The following is a 13,551-nucleotide window of genomic DNA, read 5'->3' on the forward strand; positions in this document are numbered from 1 at the left end:
GAAGAAAGCCGCCGTCCCGGCATGCGGACGGCGGCTCTCCCGTGTGTTCGGCCAACTACTCACCCTTGGCCGTATGTTCCCTGTTGAGGTAGTTGTACACCGTGAACCTGGAGACGCCCAGGGCGCCCGCCACGGTCTCCACTCCGTGCCGCACCGAGAAGGCACCGCGTGCCTCCAGCGTCCGGACGACGGACTGCTTGGCCTTGCGGTCCAGGTCGGCGAGCGGCATGCCGTGCCGCCGCTCCATCGCCGCGAGGATGTGGTCCAGCGACTCGGAGAGCTGCGGCAGCCGTACGGCTATGACGTCCCGGCCCTCCCAGGCGAGGACGACGTCGTCCTGTTCCGCCCGGTCCGGACCCAGCAGTTCGGCGCCCATCGCGTCGACGAGCGGCTTCACGGCGGAGACGAGCGGGTGGTCGAGCCAGGGCCCCGGCGCCCGGTGGTCGGGCTCGGGCGACGGGCTGTCGCCCTCCGGCGCCGGGCGGTCGGGCCCGGTCGGCGGCCGGCCCGTCGCCGGGGAGGGGGCGCCGGCGGCAGGAGGGTGGTCGACGGATTCGGTCACGGCGTCTCCCCCTCGATCACGTTCACCTGGAGCGAGACCCGGGTGGCGCCCGACGCGAGGGCCTGGCGCAGCAGGGAGTCCACGGCGGTGAGCACCTCGTCCGCGCCCCCCTCCGCGGTGTTGCCGAAGGGGCCGACGTCGACGGCGTCCAGCTCGGCGGCCTGGATCACCTCCCGCGCCACCACCGCGTGGGTGGGCGCTTCGTCGAGATCGAACGGCTCGGTGGTGAACTCCACCCTCAAGCGCACTGTGCCTCCATGTGTCCGCGCCCCGGGTGCGGGCTCCCGCGGCTCGGCCACGACTGTAGCCGCTGGGCGGGGCCCCGCCCCGGCGTGCGCGGGACCCCGGCCCGGGGTCACGGCAGCGGCAGGACGCAGACCGCGACGGGCGCCCGGAAGGGGTCGCCGGCGGCGGTCAGCGCGCCGTCCGGGCCGACCGCGAACACGGTCACGGTGGAGGAACGCTGATTGGCCACGAACAGCAGCGCGCCGTCCGGGGACAGGGCGAGCTGGCGGGGCCAGTCACCGCCGACGGGCACGGTGTCCAGCAGCCGCAGGGTCGCCCCCTCGTCCTCGACGGCGTAGCGGGTGAGGCTGTTGTGGCCCCGGTTGGCGAGGTAGACGTACGCCCCGTCCCCGGTGACGACCGGCTGGGCCGGATAGCTGGTGCCGGAGCCCGTGCCGGTGGACTGGCCGGGCCCCGGGGCGAGGGCGCCGGTGGCGGGGTCGTACGCGCAGACGACCATCGTGTCGTCCAGCTCGCAGGCGAGGTAGGCGAACCGACCGCCGGGGTGGAAGGCCAGGTGGCGGGGGCCGGAGCCGGGGGCCAGGGCCGCGCGGGAGACCTCGGTGAGCGTCCCCGCGCCTTCGTCGAGCCGGTAGCTGTACACGGTGTCGGTGCCCAGATCGACGGCGAGGACATGGCCGCCGTCGGGCGAGGTGACGATCTGGTGGGCGTGCGGGCCGCCCTGCCCCGGTCCCGGCGGCGGTGAGCTGTGGGTGATCCGGTCGGTGCGCTCCCCCAGCGAGCCGTCCTCGGCGATCGGGTGCACGGTGACGCTGCCCGAGCCGTAGTCCGCGCTCAGCAGCCAGCGCCCGGAGGGGTGGACGGAGAGGTGGGTGGTCCCGGCGCCGCCGGTGGGACGGCCGCCGATGACCTCGTACGTCCCGTCCGGCGCGCACCGCACGGCGGTGACCGCGCCCGGGTCCTGCTCGCAGGCGGCGTAGACGGTGGCTCCGGAGGGGTGCACGGCCAGGTAGGAGGGGTTCCGCACGCCGCCGATCACCGGCCCGGGGGTGATCGCGCCGCTCACGGTGTCGTACGCGGCGGTGCCGATCCCGGCGCCGCCTCCCGCCTCCGAGGTGTACGTGCCGAGGAGCAGCGACCGCGTGGCGCGCGGGGCGGCGGGGGCGGTACGGGCCTGCGGCCGGGCGGGCGCGGCGAGAGCGGAGGCGGGGGCGACGGCGGCGAGGGCGGCTCCGGCGAGCAGGCCGCCGAGCAGGCCGCGGCGGGTGGGGGCCGGGCCGGGGGGCGTGCTCACGCTCGGGCATGTGCGCGGGCTCGGGTTCGGGTTCGGGAACGGCTTCATGCGAGGCACCTCGTGTGGGGGGACGGCTGCTTCTCGTACGGGCGGTTGCGTTGGCCACCCTGACCCGTCCGCGGCCGTACGGCAAGAGGCGCAACACCGGTTGCATCCTCCGCAACACCCGTCTCGCGTAAGGCCGTTGACCACGACATGAACTCCGCCGCCCGGGGCGATTTCACCGGCACCCCTTGACAGCCCCACCGCTCGCCGGGCAATCTTCCGTTAAGCAGAAACGAACTTCCGCAATACGGAAGGAGCGCCGACATCCTCATGGGATACCCGGACCAGCGCTTCGATGTGAACCTGTCGATCCTCTTCACGGAACTCCCGCTTCTGGAGCGTCCCGCGGCAGCCGCCGCGGCCGGCTTCACGGCGGTCGAGCTGTGGTGGCCCTGGATCGAGACCCCCACCCCTCCGCAGGCCGAGCTCGACGCCCTCAAGAAGGCGCTCGACGACGCCGGCACCCACCTGGTGGGGCTGAACTTCTACGCCGGACAGCTCCCCGGCCCCGACCGCGGCGCGCTCTCCGTGCCCGGCGAGGAGTCGGACCGCTTCCGCGCCAACATCGAGGTGGCGGCCGACTTCGCCGCCTCGGTCGGCTGCACGGCGCTCAACGCGCTGTACGGCAACCGCGTCGAGGGCGCCGACCCGCAGGTCCAGGACGCGCTCGCCCTGGAGAACCTGGTCCTGGCCGCCCGCGCGGCGGACCGGGTCGGGGCGATCCTGCTCGTGGAGGCCCTCAACAAGCCCGAGTCGCCGCTCTATCCGCTGGTCAGCGCACCGGCCGCGATCGAGGTCGTCGACCGGGTCAACGCGGCGACCGGTCTCGGGAACGCCAAGTTCCTGCTGGACCTCTACCACCTGTCGATGAACGGCGAGGATCTGAGCCAGGTGATCAAGGCGTACGCCGCGAAGACCGGCCACGTGCAGATCGCCGACAATCCGGGGCGCGGTGCGCCGGGCACGGGTTCGCTCCCGCTGGAGCGGCTGCTCGACGAGCTGAAGGACGCCGGGTACACGGGCCGGGTCGGCCTGGAGTACAAGCCGGGCGACCGGCCGAGCGCGGAAGCCTTCGACTGGCTCCCGGAGACGGCCCGAGCGGACCGCTGACCGGCCGCCGGCCACGCGGCCGCGCACGCGCCGGGGCGGACCCCGGGGGCTCGCCCGGCCCCCTCCCGTACACATGTTTTCCAGGAAGGCACCCTCATGAGCAACAACCTCCCCAAGGTCGCGTGGATCGGCCTCGGCATCATGGGCTCCCCCATGTCCGAGAACCTGATCAAGGCCGGCTACGACGTCACCGGTTACACCCTGGAGCAGGACAAGATCGACCGGCTGGTCGCGGCCGGCGGCACCGGCGCCTCCTCGATCGCGGACGCGGTCGAGGACGCGGATGTCGTCATCACGATGGTGCCCGCGTCGCCGCAGGTCGAGGCCATCGCGTACGGCCCGGACGGCATCCTGGAGAACGCCCGGCGCGGCGCGCTGCTGGTGGACATGTCCTCCATCACCCCGCAGACCTCGGTCGACCTCGCCGAGAAGGCGGCCGAGAAGGGCATCAGGGTCCTGGACGCGCCGGTCTCCGGCGGTGAGGCCGGTGCCATCGAGGCGGTCCTGTCCATCATGGTCGGCGGCGAGCAGGCGGACTTCGACACCGCGAAGCCGCTCCTGGAGGCGCTCGGCAAGACCATCGTGCTCTGCGGTCCGCACGGCTCCGGCCAGACGGTGAAGGCCGCCAACCAGCTGATCGTCGCGGTCAACATCCAGGCGTGCGCCGAGGCCGTGGTCTTCCTGGAGAAGTCCGGGGTGGACCTCACCGCCGCGCTCGACGTCCTCAACGGCGGCCTCGCCGGCTCGACCGTGCTGACCCGCAAGAAGGACAACTTCCTGAAGCGGGACTTCGCCCCCGGCTTCCGGATCGACCTGCACCACAAGGACATGGGCATCGTCACGGACGCCGCCCGCAACGTCGGCGCGGCCCTGCCCGTCGGCGGCGTGGTCGCCCAGCTGGTCGCCTCGCTGCGCGCCCAGGGCGACGGCGGCCTCGACCACTCGGCGCTGCTGCGCTCGGTCGAGCGGCTCTCCGGCTCCCAGGTCTGACCCTCGCGGCTCCGCGAGGAGCCCGGCCCCGCGCGGAGGCCGGCCGGCCACGACCGCCGGCCCGCCCCCGGGGCCACGGCCCGCACGACGGGCCCCCTCGACTCCGGGTCGCGGTGGCGCTGACACCTGTCCTGTCGCGCCCAGGCGCTGCCGCGACCCGGAACCACATACTTCATTTTCAACAAACTGTTGACGTTGCTCAGTGGCGAATTTACGCTCCTCAAGCCGTCAGCAGCTCGTACGAAAGGTCATCCCGCCACATGGCTAAGCGTGTGCTCACGACCGAGTCAGGCGCCCCGGTCGCCGACAACCAGAACTCCGCCTCCGCCGGCCTCGGCGGGCCGCTCCTCCTCCAGGACCAGCACCTCCTGGAGAAGCTCGCCCGCTTCAACCGCGAGCGCATCCCGGAGCGCGTGGTGCACGCCCGTGGCTCCGGCGCGTACGGCTACTTCGAGGTCACCGACGACGTCACCGGCTTCACCCGCGCCGACTTCCTCTCCGAAGTCGGCAAGCGCACCGAGACGTTCATCCGCTTCTCCACCGTCGCGGACTCGCTCGGCGGCGCGGACGCGGTCCGCGACCCGCGCGGCTTCGCCCTCAAGTTCTACACGGACGAGGGCAATTACGACCTGGTCGGCAACAACACCCCGGTGTTCTTCATCAAGGACCCGATCAAGTTCCCCGACTTCATCCACTCGCAGAAGCGCGACCCGTTCACGGGCCGTCAGGAGCCGGACAACGTCTGGGACTTCTGGGCGCACTCCCCCGAGGCGACGCACCAGGTGACCTGGCTGATGGGCGACCGCGGCATCCCCGCCTCGTACCGCCACATGAACGGCTACGGCTCGCACACCTACCAGTGGACGAACGCGCAGGGTGAGGCGTTCTTCGTCAAGTACCACTTCAAGACGAACCAGGGCGTGCGGTCCCTCTCCGCCGACCAGGCCGCCGAACTCGTCGGCAAGGACGCCAACTCGCACCAGACGGACCTGCTCCAGGCCATCGAGCGCGGCGTCAACCCGTCCTGGACGCTGTACGTGCAGGTGATGCCGGCCGCCGAGGCGGCGGACTACCGGTTCAACCCGTTCGACCTCACGAAGGTGTGGCCGCACGCCGACCACCCGCTCCAGCGGGTCGGCCGCCTGGTGCTGGACCGCAACCCGGACAACGTCTTCGCCGAGGTCGAGCAGGCCGCGTTCTCGCCGAACAACTTCGTGCCCGGCATCGGACCGTCCCCGGACAAGATGCTCCAGGGCCGGCTCTTCGCCTACGCGGACGCGCACCGCTACCGTCTGGGCGTCAACCACACCCAGCTGCCGGTGAACGCGCCGCGCACGCCGGTGGTCGACAACTACGGCCGCGACGGGCTCCACGCGACCCGCTACGGTTCGCGGTACGACAAGAACTACGAGCCCAACTCGTACGCGGGGCCCGCGCAGACCGACGCCGCGCTGTCCTCCCCGCTCGCGGTCCACGGCTGGACGGGCACGCACGAGGCGCCCGCCCACGCCAAGGACGACGACTTCTTCCAGGCGGGCGAGCTGTACCGGCTCATGTCCGAGGACGAGAAGGGCCGTCTGGTCGCGAACATCGCCGGGGGCCTGTCCCAGGTCACCCGCGACGACGTGATCGAGAAGAACCTCGCCCACTTCCACGCCGCCGACGCCGACTACGGCAAGCGTGTGGAGGAGGCGGTCCGCGCCCTGCGCGAGGACTGAGCCTCCCTCAGGACCCCTGCCCGTACCGCGCACCCGGATGAGGGGTGTCGCGCGGCACGGGCAGGACGACGAGGCCGCGGCGGTCGAGCGATGCCAGTGCGGTGGTGAAGGACCGGGGACCGTCTCCTGACCTGAAGGAGACGCCCTCACCCGGGCCGATCGCCGCCGCCGCGGTCCCTGTCACCCGGTGAACGAGGGCGCGGAGTACGGATACGGTCCCGTACTCCGCGCCCTTCCGCGTGCCCGCGCCCGTGCGGCCGGTCCTTCCGGTGCGCGGCGGGGGCGGGTCATTCGCGGTAGGTCCGGGCGAGGTGCCGCTGCAGCCGGATGTGGCGGAACTGGTAGACGGCGCCGGCCTGGCGCAGCACTCCCCGCTGGTAGGCGTCCTCCAGGAAGGCCACCGTGTCCCAGGGCAGTCGGCGCGTCATCGGCAGCCAGACCCGGGACACCGTCAGCCACTGCCCCCACGCGGTGAACACGAGCACGTAGGCCGCCGCTCCGCCCAGCCCGCCGGTGGCCCCGAGGAGCACGGCTCCCCGCAACGGCCAGAGCAGTGTTCCCAGCAGGCCCTGGAACAGGAAGACCACGGCGTACCCGCAGAGGACCACGCCGAGGCCGAGCGCCGGGACGAGCACGAGGAGCTGCCGGCCCGCCGCCGTACGGTTGACGGACAGCAGCCGGATCGGGGTGGCCGCGGCGGTGATGTCCATGGGCGACTCGAACACCGCCAGCGTTCCGAAGACGAGACCGGCCGTCAGGCCGATGATCAGCCCGTAGAGCAGCGTGTTGATGAGCACGATCGTCATCAGTTCCGTGCGCGACAGGGCGTAATCGATCTTCAGCACGCTCATCAGGGCGACCGACCAGGAGTACCCGACTCCCAGCACCGAACCCCCCAGCAGCATGAACCCGAAGCGGGTGAGGAACGTCCGGACGGGTCTTCGCCCGGTGCGGCGGCCCGCGGCGGACAGCCGGAGCCGTACCCGGGACGGCACGGCGGCGGTCCGGCCGACCACGGTCAGCGCGGCGTACGTGATCCCGAAGGCCGTGCCGGAGCAGACACCGACCAGCAGGGCGTACGACACGGACGCGCCCCACCCGATCGGTTCGCCGTGCCCGGATGCGGCGGCGACCCCCTGCACGAGCAGCGTGGCCGCGGCCATGCACACCGTGGAGACCAGCACGGTGAGCAGGACACGGGTGGCGGTCCGCAGGTTCTGGCCGATCCGCCACCAGGCGAGATCCCGCTGGTCGTGCGTGCCCTGGCTCAGGCTGTGCGCCAGATAGCCGAGCCAGCGCAGGGCCTGGTCGGGGTCCCGGTACCGCTGCCCGCTACCGCCGTCGGTCCGTTCGAGGGCGCGGCGCCGGTAGACCGCCGGCACGAAGCCCGCCAGCAGGTGTTCCTCCAGGTGTCCGGCGGTGGGGAAGCGCGCGGTGTCCAGCAGCTCCTCCGGTTCCCTCCCGGGTGCCTCGCTGTACATCGTCCGGGCCAGAATGACCATCAAGGGGGTGCGCAGCACCTCGGCGAGCCGGGTGCTCGCCGCCGTGTCACGAGCCCTCAGCCGTTCCAGGACGGCGTCCCACACGCCGGTGCCGTCCCCCTCGCCGCCCCGCGCGACGAGCCGGTCCGTACGCGGGAGATAGGCGGCCAGGTCCTCGACGCCGAGGTCGGTGAGTTCGATGCCGGCGGCCCACACCAGCGGAGCGTGCGCGGCGCGGACCGCGCGGGCGTACTCGTCCCGGCGGCTGGTCAGGACCAGTGGACAGGAGGTGGCGTTGAGCGTTTCGAGCGCCGCCGCGCGCAGGGCCTCCGCGATCTCGTCGAACCCGTCCAGCACCGGCAGTATCAGGTCGGCGTCGACCAGCGCGGCGGCCAGCGTCGAGCCGCCGGGGATCCGGCGGGCCAGGTGCGGGTGGTCCCGCAGGAGCAGGCCGGCCAGGAAGTCGCGCAACGTGGTGGTGGTCGGGTCCCACGACCCGATGCTGAAGATCACCGGCACCGGGACCGGAGCGGCGGGGGCCGCGAGGAGGTCGAGGGCGAACTTGATGGCCAGCACCGACTTTCCGGAGCCGGCCCGGCCGAGTATCACCAGTCGCCCGGAGGCGATGCTCCGGTAGGCCGCGACCACGCCCCGGAGGTCGCCGCTCAGCCGCAGCGCCCGGGGCGTGTCCCCCGGTTGAAGCCGCTGGATGTTCTCCGGCCGGTCCATCAGCCCGGCCGGGGCCGGCTGCCATCGCACGGGGAGCGGAAAGGGGTCGTGGACGCGTCGGTGTCCCTCCTCGCGCTGCCAGCGGCGCCTGACCTCACGGGCCAGCGAGGCGGCGGCGTCGGCGAGCACGCCGGCCGACGGGGTGGCCGGCTGGACGACCGGTGCGGCCGCGGCGGATTCGGGCGGGTCCGGCGCCGGGGCGATAGGCGCGGGTTCCGGCAGCTCCGACGCCGGTGCGACCGGCGGAGCGACCGGCGCGGGTTCCGGCGGTCCGACGGCCGGTGCGACCGGCGCGGGTTCCGGCGACTCCGACGCCGGTACGGATGGCGCGGGTTCCGGCGGTCCTACGACAGCGTCCTCCGGCGCCCGGTCCAGGGTGTCCGTGAGCTGCCGCCGCTCCTCCGTCCCGACCCCCAGGGCGTCCGCCAGCAGGTGCAGGGTCCTCAGCCGGTGGTCGGTCGACCGGCCCGTCTCCAGCCTGCGAATGGTGCGCACACTCACCGTGGACCGCTCCGCCAACTGCTCCTGCGTGAGGCGGGCGCGCTTGCGTAATCGGCGGAGCAGCGCGCCTTGTTCGTCCGTCAATCCGGGCTCCCAGTTCGCACGGGTACCAAAGTCCGGCCAGGGCGTGTCCGGCGGCTCCCGAAGGGGCCCGCCGGACACGCCCCAGAGCTTAAGGGCTGACCGGCCACACATGGCCGGTCTCCTGGCCTGTTCCCTGAGCTGCGCGAACGCCACCTTTGTGGAACCGGCGGCCCCGCCGGACCCATCGCACAGAGGAGACGCCACGTTGAGATCCCTGACGCCCCTCCGCCTTCGCACCCTCGGCGTCCTGCTCGCGGCACTGCTGCCGGCCTCCCTCGTCGGCACCGCCGCACGGGCGGACGCCCCGGCCGTCCCCGACTTCACCGACGGCTTCGGCCTGACCGAGGCCGCCGACGCGACCGAGGTGCGCTCCGCCACCGACTTCACCATCACCGTGACCACCCCCCAGGTGTCCGGCCCGCACAAGATCCGCGTCTTCCTTCCCCGTGGATACGCCGCCGAACCGGACAAGCGGTGGCCCGTCACGTACTTCCTGCACGGAGGCGGCGGCAACGTGAACGACGCGGCGGCCGTCCCCGCCCTGCGCTCCGACGAGATGATCACCGTCGTCCCGGACGGCGGCCTCAAGAGCTGGTACGCCGACTGGCTGATGCAGAACACCGCCGTGGGGGCGGCCAACTGGTAGACCTTCCACCTGGAGCAGGTCGTCCCCTACATCGACGCCAACCTGCGCACCGTCCCCGACCGCGCGCACCGGGCCGTGGTGGGGCTCTCCATGGGCGGCGCCGGCGCACTGCACTACGCCCAGGCCCGGCCCGACCTGTTCGGCCACACCGCTTCGCTCTCCGGCGGAATCGACTTCGCCATGGCCGAGGTCCGCGCGACGGTCCTGGCCACCGAGCTCAACCTCCCGGGCGCCTGGTGCGCGGTGAGCGGTTCCTCCGGCTCCGGTCAGTGCGCCGACTACGGCCCGTACGTCGACAGCGACGCGATCTTCGGTTCGCCGTACCCGATTCTGGGCGCCGACCGCCTCTGGAACGCGTACGACCCCGCGGCTCCGGCCAACCTGGCCGAGCTCAAGGACACCGGGGTGACGCTCTACACCGGTGACCAGGGCGTCATCGACGGCCGCACCGCGGTCGCCGCCGCCACCGTCAAGGCCCGCCTGGACCGCCTCGGCATCCCCGGCCGGCTCGTCGACTACGGCAACGGGGCGTCGCTCTCCCCCACCTGCGACGGCGGCCACCACTACGGCTGCTGGTCCGCCGCGTTCGCGGACTACGTCCCCCGCCTGGAAGCCGCGTTCGCGGCGGCGACCGACTGACCTCGCGCAGTGACCTTTCCAGCAGACCTCCCGAAGGAGTGGACACCATGATGATCAAACGGAACAGGACGAAGCTCTCCCTCGTGGCCGGCGTCGTCTGCGCGACGCTGCTGACGCTGTCGGCCCCGGCGGCGCACGCCGGGCCCGCCGAGGCCGATCACGCCGCCACGCTCAAGGCGCTCAGGACGTTCCAGGCGAGCGCCGGGCCGGGCGCGGCGGTCCACGCCGGGGGCCCCGGTGGCTCCTGGACGCTGTCGGCGGGCACGGGCACCATCAACACCGACCGGCCCATCCGGTCGGACGAGCACTTCCGCATCGGCAGCCAGACCAAGACGTTCACCGCGGCGGTCGTGCTGCAACTGGTCGACGAGGGCAAGGTCTCGCTGGACGCGCCCATCGCGGACTTTCTGCCCGGCGTGGTCAGCGGCAACGGCTACGACGGCACCCGCATCACCGTGCGCCATCTGCTGCAGCACACCGGCGGCCTCGCCCCGTTCGCCCCGCAGGTGGTCATCGACCAGCCCCCGTCCAACCCGGACGGCACGTACGACCTGGCCGTGCTGGTGCGCAAGGGGCTGAGCCACGCGCCGGTCTCCGCGCCCGGGGCCGCGTTCGCGTATTCCAACACCAACTACCTGGTGCTCGGCATGCTCATCGAGAAGGTGACGGGGCGGCCGGTGCACGAGAACGTCACCCGGCGCGTCATCGAGCCCCTGGGGCTGGGCCGGACCGTCTTCCCCGCCCCCGGCGACCGCGCCCTGCCCGCCCCGGCCGTCAACGGCTACCACGGGCTGCGTGTCGGGGGCTTCTTCTTCTGGACGCCCGCCCTCTCCTACGACCCGTCCCTCTTCAGCAGCGCGGGGGCGATGGTCTCGACGCTGGAGGACCTCACCGCCTTCTACCGGGCGCTGATCGCGGGCAAGGTCGTCTCGGCGGCGGGTCTGGCCGAGATGCGCAAGCTCCGGGAGGTCGGTCCCGGGGTCGCCTTCGGCCTCGGCATCGGCAGGAAGGAGTTGTCCTGCGGTGTCATGGCCTGGGGCCATGACGGCGGCGTCCCCGGCTACATGTCGCAGACCCTGGTCACGGAGGACGGCCGGCACGCGTCCGTCGTGACCAACGCGCTGTTCCAGGTGGGCATGCCGGCCGAGCAGTTGCACGCCCTCCTGGACACGGCCCTGTGCGAGGACGCGGCGCGGCGCCCCTGACCGCACGCCCGCCCCACGCGGACAGCTCCGCGTGCGGGCGGCGCCGGGTGGGGAGCGGATGCCCGCTCCCCACCCCCCGCGCCCCCGCGTCCGCGCCACGGCGAGGGCGGCGCGACACCACCCACCCCTTCCCCCTCTGACGTCAAGGAGCCGACATGGCATACCGCTACCGGTGCGGCGAGTGTGGTTTCTCCACCCGGTGGACCACCGAGTCCGAGGCCGAGGACCTCTCGGTCGCCCACTACGCCGACCGCCACCCGCGACTCGTCCCGGGCGGCAGCGTCGAGATCAACCGGAAGAACCCCGAGAGCGCCGGCTGCCTCACGCTGCTCGGGATCGCCCTCCTCCTGCTGCTGATCATCGCCTCGTGCGGGAGGTAGGCGCCGGGCCGCCGTTCCCGCGCCGCACCCGGCCGAGGCACCCGGCCCGCGCAGCGAGGCCCCGGCCTCCGGAGGTTCGGACCTCCGGAGGCCGGGGCCTCCCGCGTGACGCCTTCGTCAGGTGGTCGTCAGCGGGCGGATCGCGGTCGGGGCGTGGGACGCCTCCGTGGCCAGGTCCTCGAACTCGTTCACCGACGCGATGTCGCTCCCGCTCATCGCGATGTTCGTGACCCGCTCCAGGATCGCCTCCACCACCACCGGCACCCGGAACTCCGCCGCCAGCTTCTTGGCCTCCTCGAAGGCCGGGAGAAGCTGGTCCGGTTCGGTGACCCGGATCGCCTTGCAGCCGAGGCCCTCGACGACCTTGACGTGGTCGACGCCGTAGACGCCCAGCTCCGGGGAGTTGAGGTTCTCGAACTCCAGGTTGACCTGGAAGTCGATGTCGAAGTTGCGCTGCGCCTGGCGGATGAGGCCGAGGTAGGAGTTGTTGACCAGCACGTGGACGTACGGGATGCGGTGCTGCGCGCCGACGGCCAGCTCCTCCAGCATGAACTGGAAGTCGTAGTCGCCGGAGAGGGCCACGACCGTGCCCTCCGGGTCCGCCGTGGCGACGCCCAGGGCGGCCGGGATCGTCCAGCCGAGCGGGCCCGCCTGGCCGCAGTTGATCCAGTGGCGGGGCTTGTACACGTGCAGCATCTGCGCGCCCGCGATCTGGGAGAGTCCGATCGTGGTGACGTAACGGGTCTCCGGGCCGAACGCCCGGTTCATCTCCTCGTACACACGCTGCGGCTTGAGCGGCACGTTGTCGAAATGCGTCCTGCGCTGGAGGGTCGCCCTGCGCTCCTGCGTGGAGGCGGCCCAGGCCGAGCGGTCCTTCAGCCCGCCCGCGGCCTTCAGCTCGCGCGCCACCTCGACGAAGAGCTCCAGCGCGGCCTTGGCGTCGGAGGCGATGCCGAGGTCCGGGGCGAAGATCTTGCCGAGCTGGGTGGGCTCGATGTCGACGTGGACGAAGGTGCGGCCCTGGGTGTAGACGTCCAGCTTGCCGGTGTGGCGGTTGGCCCAGCGGTTGCCGATGCCGAGGACGAAGTCGGACTCCAGGAAGTTCGCGTTGCCGTAGCGGTGCGAGGTTTGGAGACCCACCATGCCGGCGTTCAGCTCGTGGTCGTCGGGGAGGATGCCCCAGCCCATGAGGGTCGGAACGACCGGGACGCCGGTCAGCTCGGCGAACTCGACGAGCAGTTCGGAGGCGTCGGCGTTGATGATGCCGCCGCCCGCGACGAGGAGCGGGCGCTCGGAGGCGTTCAGCATCGCCACGGCCCGCTCGATCTGCTTGCGGGAGGCGGCGGGCTTGTGCACCGGGATGGGCTCGTACAGCTCGGGGTCGAACTCGATCTCGGTGAGCTGCACGTCGATCGGCAGGTCGATGAGGACCGGGCCGGGGCGGCCGGTGCGCATCAGGTGGAACGCCTGCTGGAAGACGCCGGGCACCTGCGCGGCCTCCAGGACGGTGGTCGCCGCCTTGGTGACCGGCTTGGCGATCGAGGCGATGTCGACGGCCTGGAAGTCCTCCTTGTGCAGGACGGCGGTCGGCGCCTGGCCGGTGATGCAGAGGATCGGGACGGAGTCGGCGATGGCGGAGTACAGGCCGGTGATCATGTCGGTGCCGGCCGGGCCGGACGTGCCGATGCAGACGCCGATGTTGCCCGCCGCGGCCCGGGTGTACCCCTCGGCCATGTGGGAGGCGCCCTCGACGTGACGGGCCAGGGTGTGGTTGACCCCGCCGGATGCCTTGAGGGCCGCGTAGAAGGGGTTGATCGCCGCGCCCGGAACGCCGAACGCGTTGCTGACGCCTTCGCGCTTGAGGATCTCAACTGCCGCTCGGGCAGCGGTCATACGAGGCATGGAAGCTCCTGCTCGGGAT

At 72.4% G+C, this 13,551-nt stretch carries 12 protein-coding genes; 7 read left to right on the forward strand and 5 right to left on the reverse strand.

Features of this window, described 5'->3' with window-relative positions; genetic code table 11:
* Positions 1-55 precede the first annotated feature (55 nt).
* From IF19_RS0100675 to IF19_RS0100685, 3 genes are all read right to left on the reverse strand, one after another.
* Positions 56-376 (reverse strand): helix-turn-helix domain-containing protein, encoded by a 321-nt coding sequence (locus tag IF19_RS0100675; RefSeq protein ID WP_032748222.1) that lies wholly within the window; start codon positions 374-376, stop codon positions 56-58.
* 182 nt (positions 377-558) lie between these two features.
* Positions 559-810, reverse strand: a complete 252-nt coding sequence (locus IF19_RS0100680) for a thiamine-binding protein (protein ID WP_170757228.1) — start codon at positions 808-810, stop codon at positions 559-561.
* Positions 811-917: 107 nt separating this feature from the next.
* Positions 918-2,150: a lactonase family protein gene (locus IF19_RS0100685; RefSeq protein WP_078580386.1), complete on the reverse strand. Its 1,233-nt coding sequence runs from the start codon at positions 2,148-2,150 to the stop codon at positions 918-920.
* A 267-nt stretch (positions 2,151-2,417) separates the two neighbouring features.
* Here IF19_RS0100685 and IF19_RS0100690 point away from each other — a divergent pair, with 267 nt between their 5' ends.
* The 3 genes from IF19_RS0100690 (at position 2,418) to IF19_RS0100700 (ending at position 5,965) form a co-directional block, all read left to right on the forward strand.
* Complete coding sequence (locus IF19_RS0100690) at positions 2,418-3,257, forward strand: TIM barrel protein (RefSeq protein WP_030118776.1); 840 nt, start codon at positions 2,418-2,420, stop codon at positions 3,255-3,257.
* 96 nt (positions 3,258-3,353) lie between these two features.
* Complete coding sequence (locus tag IF19_RS0100695) at positions 3,354-4,247, forward strand: 2-hydroxy-3-oxopropionate reductase (RefSeq protein WP_030118775.1); 894 nt, start codon at positions 3,354-3,356, stop codon at positions 4,245-4,247.
* Between the two features lie 260 nt (positions 4,248-4,507).
* A complete protein-coding gene (locus tag IF19_RS0100700; RefSeq protein ID WP_030118774.1) occupies positions 4,508-5,965 on the forward strand; it encodes a catalase in 1,458 nt (485 codons plus the stop codon).
* A gap of 287 nt (positions 5,966-6,252) precedes the next feature.
* Here the strand turns inward: IF19_RS0100700 and IF19_RS0100705 are convergent, their stop codons facing one another.
* Positions 6,253-8,760 carry a helix-turn-helix domain-containing protein gene (locus IF19_RS0100705; protein WP_030277376.1) on the reverse strand — a complete coding sequence of 836 codons (2,508 nt, stop codon included), beginning with the start codon at positions 8,758-8,760 and terminating at the stop codon, positions 6,253-6,255.
* Positions 8,761-8,965: 205 nt separating this feature from the next.
* Here IF19_RS0100705 and IF19_RS1000000138030 point away from each other — a divergent pair, with 205 nt between their 5' ends.
* The 4 genes from IF19_RS1000000138030 to IF19_RS0100720 all read left to right on the forward strand — a co-directional run bounded on the left by IF19_RS1000000138030 (position 8,966) and on the right by IF19_RS0100720 (position 11,630).
* Positions 8,966-9,406, forward strand: coding sequence for an alpha/beta hydrolase (locus IF19_RS1000000138030; RefSeq protein WP_234313174.1), 441 nt, complete (start codon positions 8,966-8,968; stop codon positions 9,404-9,406).
* 9 nt (positions 9,407-9,415) lie between these two features.
* A complete protein-coding gene (locus IF19_RS1000000138035; RefSeq protein WP_267882441.1) occupies positions 9,416-10,045 on the forward strand; it encodes an alpha/beta hydrolase-fold protein in 630 nt (209 codons plus the stop codon).
* A gap of 47 nt (positions 10,046-10,092) precedes the next feature.
* Positions 10,093-11,250 carry a serine hydrolase domain-containing protein gene (locus IF19_RS0100715; RefSeq protein ID WP_030118771.1) on the forward strand — a complete coding sequence of 386 codons (1,158 nt, stop codon included), beginning with the start codon at positions 10,093-10,095 and terminating at the stop codon, positions 11,248-11,250.
* 155 nt (positions 11,251-11,405) lie between these two features.
* Positions 11,406-11,630 (forward strand): hypothetical protein, encoded by a 225-nt coding sequence (locus tag IF19_RS0100720; RefSeq protein WP_030118770.1) that lies wholly within the window; start codon positions 11,406-11,408, stop codon positions 11,628-11,630.
* A 117-nt stretch (positions 11,631-11,747) separates the two neighbouring features.
* On the opposite strand, the gene gcl is transcribed toward IF19_RS0100720, so the two are convergent.
* Complete coding sequence (gcl, locus tag IF19_RS0100725) at positions 11,748-13,532, reverse strand: glyoxylate carboligase (protein WP_030118769.1); 1,785 nt, start codon at positions 13,530-13,532, stop codon at positions 11,748-11,750.
* Between the last annotated feature and the right edge of the window lie 19 nt (positions 13,533-13,551).

The organism is Streptomyces californicus, assembly GCF_000717645.1.
In the GTDB taxonomy this organism is placed as follows: domain Bacteria; phylum Actinomycetota; class Actinomycetes; order Streptomycetales; family Streptomycetaceae; genus Streptomyces; species Streptomyces californicus.

What these genes read in the sequence shown, in the direction of transcription:
- IF19_RS0100715 (WP_030118771.1), top strand. Translation starts at nt 10,093, where the DNA reads ATGATGATCAAACGGAACAGGACGAAGCTCTCCCTCGTGGCCGGCGTC.
- IF19_RS0100695 (WP_030118775.1), top strand. Translation starts at nt 3,354, where the DNA reads ATGAGCAACAACCTCCCCAAGGTCGCGTGGATCGGCCTCGGCATCATG.
- IF19_RS0100675 (WP_032748222.1), bottom strand. Translation starts at nt 376, where the DNA reads ATGGGCGCCGAACTGCTGGGTCCGGACCGGGCGGAACAGGACGACGTC.
- IF19_RS0100720 (WP_030118770.1), top strand. Translation starts at nt 11,406, where the DNA reads ATGGCATACCGCTACCGGTGCGGCGAGTGTGGTTTCTCCACCCGGTGG.
- IF19_RS0100690 (WP_030118776.1), top strand. Translation starts at nt 2,418, where the DNA reads ATGGGATACCCGGACCAGCGCTTCGATGTGAACCTGTCGATCCTCTTC.
- gcl (WP_030118769.1), bottom strand. Translation starts at nt 13,532, where the DNA reads ATGCCTCGTATGACCGCTGCCCGAGCGGCAGTTGAGATCCTCAAGCGC.
- IF19_RS0100685 (WP_078580386.1), bottom strand. Translation starts at nt 2,150, where the DNA reads ATGAAGCCGTTCCCGAACCCGAACCCGAGCCCGCGCACATGCCCGAGC.
- IF19_RS0100700 (WP_030118774.1), top strand. Translation starts at nt 4,508, where the DNA reads ATGGCTAAGCGTGTGCTCACGACCGAGTCAGGCGCCCCGGTCGCCGAC.